Annotated in this window: 5 protein-coding genes; all 5 read right to left on the reverse strand. The window is 45.8% G+C overall.

What is annotated here, in order from left to right:
- Nucleotides 1–178: 178 nt before the first annotated feature.
- The 5 genes from OXN25_09835 to OXN25_09855 all read right to left on the reverse strand — a co-directional run bounded on the left by OXN25_09835 (nt 179) and on the right by OXN25_09855 (nt 5,896).
- Nucleotides 179–427, reverse strand: a complete 249-nt coding sequence (locus OXN25_09835) for a hypothetical protein (protein ID MDE0425157.1) — start codon at nt 425–427, stop codon at nt 179–181.
- On the reverse strand, nt 424–3,081 hold the full coding sequence (locus tag OXN25_09840; protein MDE0425158.1) for a sigma-70 family RNA polymerase sigma factor: 2,658 nt from the start codon (nt 3,079–3,081) through the stop codon (nt 424–426). The genes OXN25_09835 and OXN25_09840 overlap by 4 nt, the downstream gene beginning before the upstream one ends.
- A 207-nt stretch (nt 3,082–3,288) precedes the next feature.
- Nucleotides 3,289–3,546, reverse strand: coding sequence for a hypothetical protein (locus tag OXN25_09845; GenBank protein MDE0425159.1), 258 nt, complete (start codon nt 3,544–3,546; stop codon nt 3,289–3,291).
- Between the two features lie 200 nt (nt 3,547–3,746).
- A complete protein-coding gene (locus OXN25_09850; GenBank protein ID MDE0425160.1) occupies nt 3,747–4,883 on the reverse strand; it encodes a hypothetical protein in 1,137 nt (378 codons plus the stop codon).
- A gap of 8 nt (nt 4,884–4,891) precedes the next feature.
- Nucleotides 4,892–5,896, reverse strand: a complete 1,005-nt coding sequence (locus OXN25_09855) for a hypothetical protein (GenBank protein MDE0425161.1) — start codon at nt 5,894–5,896, stop codon at nt 4,892–4,894.
- Nucleotides 5,897–6,000 lie beyond the last annotated feature (104 nt).

Consider the following 6,000-nt stretch of genomic DNA (forward strand, 5'->3'; position numbering starts at 1 on the left):
ATTTTGTAGATTTTTCATACCTACAGTTCGCCTTGATTCTAATTTTCTATCTTTCTTGTTAATTCCGAACCGCTTGACCCAAATCCTAAGAATCACTCTTGTCAGGCGGACTTACAATAATTCTAAAATACACAATTCAACGTTGAATTCCACATGCGTTTATGTGGAAATCCCCTTATTATTCCGCCGCAAGCGATATCTGAAATATCCCATGCGCTTTAGTGGCACTATAGAGTCTGTTATTCATTATACCAAGAGAGACAACCTCGCCCAGCACTTCTGAAGCAACTTGATCCCAACGTCCATCCGTATCCAAACCGTAAACGCCTGTATCTCCCACACCGTAAACTCTGGGACCCGTCACAGCAAAATGATTCATAACGAATTGATTTATGATAATAGGTCTCCCTGTTCTGTCCGTTATCACGCGCCAGTGTTCCCCAGTTTCTGAGACCAAGACGCCTCGGTCGCGACGTAAACCGTTGAACCGGCAAAGACAATTTCTTTGAAGGAAGTAAAGCCGAGCGGCAAGTTCGGTGTAACATCTATCCAATTGCTGCCTCCATCAAGCGATTGAAACAGGTGACCCTCCCGTTTCCCGACGTATACAGTTTCTCCTGAGACTGCTAATTTGAATCCCTTGTCAAAGCGGTTGTCATCAGACAATTTACCAAGGTCTATCAATTCAGTGTCCGTCCACACTGCGTCACCCGGTCTCCACTTAAAGAGTCTACGATTGTATTCCGCATAGAGCACACCGCAACTCATCGCAAACGCCTTGACTTCTACCCACCTTTCAACAAGGCGCGTCGTCTCAGACAACTGATTCTCTCTCATCCGTTCCGTATCAAAAACTGGTGTGGCTTGAATTGGAATTAGGCTATCGCCGTCTTCAGATAAACGGGAAATACGCAAGTGATGTTCTTCCGGAGAAATAAAATAGAGGATCCCGCTATCAATCAGAAACTTTGAGCTATAATCAAAATCAATACGAGACAGATCTGGCTTTACGGATTTCCGTGAGACCGTTTCAGTATCCACGCGTACTTTTTTCCAAGACCGGCCAGTGTTGGTTGACTGATATACCTCCTCCCCAGTAAATGCATATAATTTATTGTTGAACACAACCAAATCATTTATCCATCTTCCCAACACGCCGTCCATAAATATATGCCACGACTCACCGCCATCCGTTGTGCGATGAATGCCAAAAGCACCCGCTTTATAAAACACTCTATCGTTTACCACCGCAGCGGGTGAACGATTAAGCATAAATAAATTCGTGTCAATTCCGAGAGCTGTCCATGTGTCTCCGCCATCTGTTGATCGAAATTCGTTGGAACCCAACGCTAAGAGTGTTTTACCTGTTGTCAAAAGTCGGACCCCAGAGGGCAGCATCGTCGCGCGATATCCATCTTTCGGCGTTATTTCAGTCCACGATGCTCCCAAGTCCACTGATCGATAAATCCTGCCTGAACTGGGCTCGCCCTTTGGCACTATGGATCTCGCATCCGTTGGTGTCAATCCGTACAGATCAGGTCCCATGCCGACATAGAGATTACTGCCAAGCACTGCCAAGGAGTAGACAGTTCTTGAGTCCCCTACCGGCAATTTCCGCCAAGTACCTGAATCCAGACGGTAGAGACCGCGGTTTGTGCCAGCAAACACCGTCTTTCCAACAGCAGTGATTGCCGAAATCCTTTCGCCTGTCAATCCATTGCTAACTGGATCCCATTCAACACCGCCGTCTATAGATCGGAAAATTCCCTCGTCTTTTAACGCCAAATACATCGTCATATCCGTCGGTGAATGTTGCGTGTATGTCTCCTCGGTGATGATAAGTCCAATAGCCTCTCCGTTTGGACAGACGCAAAACACATTCCATGTTTCGCCTTTATCCATCGAAGCAAATATTTCATTCGTAGAGACGACATAGAGCATCCCGCGATTTCCTACCATCGGCATCAGAAAGTCATCTATCGGAATACCCGTGTTCAGGTGCCGCCATGCTGTCGCTTCCTGTTCTAATTTGTACATCCCCGTTGCTGCAAAAGCGAAGGTCGTTCCATCAGAAAGCGTGTAGATATCGTGGACATGACCGCCAGGGGGTCCGTCTGTTTGTGCCCACTGCTCAGTGGAAAACCTGCGTAAATCCTCTTCGGGATATGTTCGTAAAGTTGCTTCGGAAAACTGCGTGCCAGCACCAACGCTTTTCCCAGGTGCAGCAGACCGACCGAACTGGTTTCGTATAGACGGCTTTGATATAACGTCAAGGACCATAGGCGCGTCAATGATTTCAACCGTCGGTTCAGATCTCGCGTCGAAACTATACGGCTTTTGGAAGCGCTCAAGATACTGATGACTCACGCCTACCAGTAACACAAACAAAATTGTCGCCGCACCGAAAGCTGCCCACGGCACTAAGGGTTTTCCAGTCGGTGGAGGCGTTGGATTAATGTCGGCGACTTGTCGCATAATGCGTGCCGTTAGATCGGCAGGTAACTGCACACCTCCAAGTACATTGCTCACCAAGGATTCTGACGTTTGTAAACGCTCTCGTCCGCGGCGCAGCCGACTTTTCACTGTGTTCACCGACACACCTAAGAAGTTGCCAATCTCCTTCGTCGTCATCTCACCGAGATAGTAGAGCGTTACGACCGTGCGTTCGCTCTCCGGCAGCTTTTCCAAAAGTTTTTTGACAATTTCAGCCTTATGCTCGGCAGTGTCTGTTTCGCGTTCCAGCGTTACGTGATGTGCATAAGAGGCTTCCTCTATCTCTTCCGGGGGTATATTTTCCAACGACTGCATCGACAGCGGTTTGTGTTTTTTAATCCAAGTCAGCGTCAGTCGATCAGCAATCACATACAACCATCCCGCAAAACGCTTAGGATCTTCCAATGTCCCGAGTTTTCTGTATACTCGGAGAAAAACATCTTGAGTCAGTTCTTCAGCATAGTGAAAATCGCCAATCTTCCGCCATATCAGGGCGTGAACCCCCTTTTGATGCTTCTCGACTAAGGCGTTGAATGCCGAATCATCGCCTGATAAAATCCGCTGTATTAACTGAACATCGTTTTCCAAGATGAGAGACCTCCGAACAATAAGGCGGTAGAATATAAGAAACGGAAAAATGATAAAATATAAGGAACGGGTCACATCCCTTTTAAATATTAAGACACAACTTTTCTGAAGAAAGGGTGCAAAAAATTAAAAAATCTCAATTTAAAATTGTCAATTTGAAATCATAAGGCGTTCCCACTGCGGAAAACAGTGGAAACGCAACACAGATTAACTATCATAAACACATCCAGATTTCCATTCCTTACAAGTTCCCTTAGAGTACTCTTCACACCACGCCTCACATCGCCCGTCCGAGCCGCAATCATCATCACTGACACAGGAAGCCTCGGCGGATGGCGTATACACCATCTGCGATATCAAAAAGGCACCGCTGGCGACACCTAAAGCTAGGGGTGCCCGAACGCCGACCCGTCCAGCCTCGGATGTAAAAAATCGCTTAACTTCGGCGCGAATCTCTTTCTTCATTTGGATTTTCCTCCTTTCTGCCGGACCTCTCATCCAGCGAAATTAGTTCCCAGTACCAAAATGTTGTTAAAATCAACAACCCAAATGTAAGACGGATTCGACTTATGCATATATTGTATCTGTTCATAGGAAATAAATCTATCTCCGTCTCACGGGTAGGAGTAGAGCTCTCCCGCTGGAAACGCTTGAAAACTAAAAAGTTAGAGTAATTGCATCAGTTTGAAATAAAATGGACCTTGGCAAAGCACCGTTAGCAGTGTACCGAGGAAAATAACCGGCGCAAAGCCAATCGAGGGTTGAATGTTCACTCGATTGCCAAATTCAGAGAAAGCACCTTCCGCCGCAAGGTTTTGCAATTGGATTATCTCATCTGCAGTGAGTCCCGCGGGGTCCGGAGAAATAACCGTATTTTTCTCCTGACGGCTTGAAAACGCTACCTGTCGTTTTTCATAGCGGACAGCACCGTCTGTGTGTTCTACCCGAACGATTTGCTCAGCAGGAATCATGCCAACCTCAAGACCACTTACATCAACGGCACTGTTCAACGTTATACTTGCCAAACCGAGTACCAATTGTTTCGCAATAACGAAAACAAGAAAGTAGAGTCCTAAGAGAACAGCCAGACTGGAGAGAAACGCAGGCACAGACGGCATCGCTTGCAACGATAACCAAACGCATACGAAACTAACAACGGCGTAATAGACCGACGTTTTCGGTAACCTCGACAGTAACTTCTGTATTAGCGTGAATGCCAGCAAAACGAAAACAAGGTGCAAAATCCGGTCAGGTTCCCACCCAAAGCGTTTTAATAGATAGGTCAATGCAGACCCGATACCGATGAACAGAAGTAGACTGAAAAGTTTTTCGAGCAGCAACGGTTTTTGAAAACTTGACTTAAAGAAATACCGAAGAAGGTCCAACTTATTTCGCATTCGCACAAACTTGAAAATTAGATATACCAGTAGCCCTATTGCGTACGGAATGATAATATTCAGGGCAACGATCAAGGGCGGAAAACTCAAAGTGCCGCTCAGATTTCTGAAAAGTGACAACGGGAAAATTAAACAGACTCCCCAAAAGAGTTTGGAATCCCCGGGCGAGAAGATACCGAACCAATAAAAAGCAAACGCAATCAGTCCGCCTCCTAAGAAAAGCCATAAGATGTCCAGCGGCGTTGTTTTGCCAAGATACCATGCCATCAATTGGCTAAGCGTCCCTATATACAGGACCCCCAGAGAGCAGAAATTGCGGATCTTCTGCGTCTTTACGTCGGTATAACTCGCATATCCACAAAAAACGAGGGACAAAAGAATTAGAAAGTATTCATAATGTGACATAGGATAAATCAACCTCGTATTAGGGGCTTCATCTCTGGTGCGAAATTGTCGCGCTGTTGAACAGAAGTTTCCATCTTGAAGTGCTTAAATACTGACGCTACTTCAGTCGGCTTGTGCTGTTCCATAAGTGTCTCTGCCAAAGCTTTTTCGAGATGCTCATATCTGTTAATGCCCAATCTATATGCCTCAGCTGTTACTTTACGCGTCTGAGGATTATACCGACGGCAAAAAATAGGACGGAACAAGTTTGCCTCCGTTTGATAACGCCTCATCATCAACGGATGATTCTCCGCAAAGATCCGAACAATATTTCTTGTTGTCTCCTGCCAAGTGTATTTCTGAGCGAAACCTTTTGCGATTTTTTCATATTCAGTACGGATCTTAGAGGGTTCTAACCCTCGATGTATCGCAGCCGAAAGTTCGTCCATAGATACATGAAAATCACCAAAATTATCCCATTCCAATCCGATATTCACACCAGCCCCTTCTACTTCTGTTGGGAGACCATATTTCGCCATAGCGACACACGGTGTTCCATAAGCCATTGCCTCTAAAACCACCGAAAGCGGTGTTCCCGGCATTGCAGGAAAACAGACCAGATCCAAAGCCTGAAAGAAGAGCGGGGAAATTGCAGCCATATCTTCGTCATCCGCCGTGAAAATTACCACATTGTCCGGTAGATTTTTATAGTGCCGTGCCAATACATAATCATAGACAAAAATCGAGAGATGTCGGTTGGCTCGCGCAAACGCAGAAATCCACTGTGCCCCAAGATTCGGTTCAAATCCAGAGATCAATCCAACAATCGGACGCTCAGCAAACATGGGTTTGTTAAAGATTGCAGCGGTGTGTTGTTTTGCTAACCCTTTATCAATCGGTTCAACGAGGTTGATACCGTCGGGAATCATACGGATATGTTCGGCAGGAATACCAGATTCGCTCAGCCACTCCTTCATCCACGATGCTTTGACAACTAAACTATCGTTGACTTTTTGGGCTGTATAGAGTGTCAAGAATGATTCGAGCACTGAACTTTGGAGTTTTTGGCTGTTTTCTAAGAAATCTAAAGTTTGGACTGTATTGTAAAGTTATGCTGCCTCGTCAAAAGGCAGGGGCG

This window comes from Candidatus Poribacteria bacterium (genome assembly GCA_028820845.1).
In the GTDB taxonomy this organism is placed as follows: domain Bacteria; phylum Poribacteria; class WGA-4E; order WGA-4E; family WGA-3G; genus WGA-3G.